The 2,702-nt window shown below is 59.8% G+C and carries 4 protein-coding genes; 1 reads left to right on the forward strand and 3 read right to left on the reverse strand.

Going from position 1 to position 2,702, the window contains the following annotated elements; translation table 11 throughout:
- Positions 1-209, reverse strand: a 209-nt coding sequence (locus tag H1Y01_RS14625) for a c-type cytochrome (RefSeq protein ID WP_219341561.1), incomplete at its 3' end; no start/stop codon positions are given.
- Between the two features lie 469 nt (positions 210-678).
- Between H1Y01_RS14625 and H1Y01_RS14630 the strand changes: the two genes are divergently transcribed.
- A complete protein-coding gene (locus H1Y01_RS14630; RefSeq protein WP_219341562.1) occupies positions 679-1,068 on the forward strand; it encodes a cytochrome P460 family protein in 390 nt (129 codons plus the stop codon).
- A 119-nt stretch (positions 1,069-1,187) separates the two neighbouring features.
- Here H1Y01_RS14630 and H1Y01_RS14635 read toward each other — a convergent pair whose 3' ends face one another.
- Both H1Y01_RS14635 and H1Y01_RS14640 read right to left on the reverse strand, forming a co-directional pair.
- On the reverse strand, positions 1,188-1,673 hold the full coding sequence (locus tag H1Y01_RS14635; RefSeq protein ID WP_180541252.1) for a prepilin-type N-terminal cleavage/methylation domain-containing protein: 486 nt from the start codon (positions 1,671-1,673) through the stop codon (positions 1,188-1,190).
- Between the two features lie 53 nt (positions 1,674-1,726).
- A partial coding sequence (locus H1Y01_RS14640; protein ID WP_180541253.1) for a glycoside hydrolase family 32 protein occupies positions 1,727-2,702 on the reverse strand: 976 nt, incomplete at its 5' end.

Raw genomic sequence — 2,702 nt, forward strand, 5'->3', positions numbered from 1 at the left:
TTCCCATTACTCAGCTTCTCTTTGGCGAACAGACCTTTCAGACCGGGCCCCATCTTGCGTTCGGTGCTGTCGGCGTTGTGACAGCCGCCGCACTGCTCGAAGACGTCTTTTCCCTTGGCGGCATCGCCGCCCTTGTCATCCCGAGCGAAGGCGCTGGATGAGGCAAATAGAAGAATGGCGAATAATCCTGCAGGAACAAATCGGCGCATGAACTCTCCTCGCGTTGGCGAAATAAAACTGCAATCAGATTACCGCATTCAGTTCACCGTATGGAGCCTTCACTCGTGATGCGTGGCCGCGCTTCGGGCAGTTCAGCCTGCGCGGTGTTATTGGGCTGACGTCAACTGTCCCTACCGCGCTCCGAATATTCGACCGTTCGACATTACAGCACCGCCATGGAAGTTGCGAAATTGCCTTTGCTTCAAGATAATGGCGTGAGGCCAGGCGGGCGCTACTTGGGCCTGACGGCTACACAGAGGAGGTGTTGCTCAATGAAATGCAAAAGGATGGCGATGATTGCTGCGGTTACGGGAGTGTTCGCCGTCGCAGCCGGCTGGGCCATTGCCGCGCCGGATAAGTACACGGTGAAAGTGCCGAATGGGCTCGCGTTCTCCGATTTCAGAGGATACGAAGACTGGCAGGCGGTCGGCCCGAGTCACACCGATGGGACAAAACATTATGAGACTGATCGTCGCAAACCCGGTGATGATCACAGCGTACAAGGAAGGTATTCCCGGCAATGGAAAGCCCTTCCCCGAGGGCTCAAAGATTGCCAAGATTGAGTGGAGACCGAAGAAGATAACCGATCCCCCTTTTTCCGCGGGCGTCCCGGACACGGTGCCTGGTGAACTGTTTGCGGTGGAGTTCATCGAGAAGGACAGCAAGAGATTCCCGGACACGCACGGATGGGGATACGGCACGTTCGAATATGACGGGGCGTCGGGCACGTTCACGCCGGCCACCCTGGCGAGCAAGCCGCCGCAGGGGCACGACGCCAAGTGCGGCGCGGCATGCCACGTGTTGGCGGCGTCAAAGGATTACATTTTCACGGAATACGCCAAGAGGTGAACGCACTCTGTTCTGTGAAGCTTGGGATCGATTACGCGCCACTCGGAGAATCGGCTGAATCTAGTTACGGCGAGGCATCGCTCCCGGAACAACTGACCCACCGCTAACCAGCCGAAAGCCTACTTCGCCGTCGATCCAAGCTCCGCGTCCGTCGCCGTCGCCGGTTCTTGCCCGTTGTGCTGGTGGATCACCAGGCTCTGGTCCGAATAAAACGTCCGCGACCCAATCGACTGGCTGGTCGGCTCGGCATTCACCTGATAACCCTGCGGTGTCCCGGTGATCGTGTACTTGTAGCCGCCCTTTTCGCCCTTCGAAAGGTCGCCGGGGATCAGGTCCGCGGCAGAGGGGCCGGGCGAACCGCTGGATGGCGGCCCGAGTTCCGTTAACGATACCGCATAGCGCCCGTACTGCGACATGAACTGCGCTTCCGCCGGATGGATCGCTCTCTGAATCGTGGTGGCCGCCGCCATCTCGCGGGCGTACTGCTGCGCTTTGTTCAACTTCGGCAGCGCGATCGCGAGGATGATCAAAATGATCGAGATAACGATCAGCAGTTCGATCAGCGAGAAACCCCGCCGGGTAAATTTCAATCTGTTCTTCACCATTGGCTCCAAATTACAATTTATATGACGCGCGGGGTGGTTGGAACGTGCAATGGCTACTGCACGGTTTGCGGCCCGGCACTTGGGGGCCAGGCACTGCGCATCTTCCACATCCGCAGCGTTGCAATGCGCGCTTCCGGCCGGTTGGCGAAAAACTCCAGTCCATCGCTTGCCGCGGACGGAAACACCCGGTCCGACATCACGATCTGCCCGTCGTTCGCAAACACTTCCACCGACGACCGATCCAGCAGTATGTGCAGACGCACCACCTTCGACGGGGCTAAAGGCGCGCTCTGCCGGCCCGGGAATTTCGGACTGAAGCCGACGTCGCCGGATTGCGTCCGGTCGATAAACAATTTGCCTCCGCTCACGCCGACGACGGTGCGCTCCTTCGCCCCCTGATGGACCAGAACCCCGAATTCCTTCGCCCCATTCGGTGCGAAGGCCACATCGATATCCAGTTCATGCCCGCGAAAGCCTTCCTTGCGGATGTCGGTATTCACGCTGCCGATCTCGCGATCCTTCATGCTCATCTCGGTTCCGTGAAGCAGCGCGATATAGGTGACCGGCGCCTGCACCAAACGCGTTCCTTCCGGCTCATGCCGCAGCATGACGGTGCGCGGAATGGTCATCGCGCCGCGCTGCGGGGCGGTCGGTTCATCGGCTGCGTACTCCCAGTTGCCGAACCATCCGATCCAATATTTGCGCGGATCGCCGGGCGGGGAGTTGAACCAGGAAACGGCGGCGTAGAAGTCCTTGCCCCAGTCCGCCCAGAGCGTGGTCGAAGCCGGATTCTCGCTGGTGAACGTATGCCCGTCGAACTTGCCTACGAAGTACTGCGTCGCCGATCCGCCCTGCACGCCGCCGGGGTTTACGTTCACGATCAGCACCCACTTCAGCTCCTTGCTTCCGATGTCCGGAGGCAGAGCAAACAGGTCGGGACATTCCCACTGTCCGCCGGTTGCTCCGGCCGGCCCGAAATCGCCGAGGGCGGTCCACTGTAACAGGTTGGTCGAGCCGAAGAAGCGAACC

It is taken from the genome of Nevskia soli (assembly GCF_903970205.1).
GTDB lineage: Bacteria > Acidobacteriota > Terriglobia > Bryobacterales > Bryobacteraceae > Bog-113.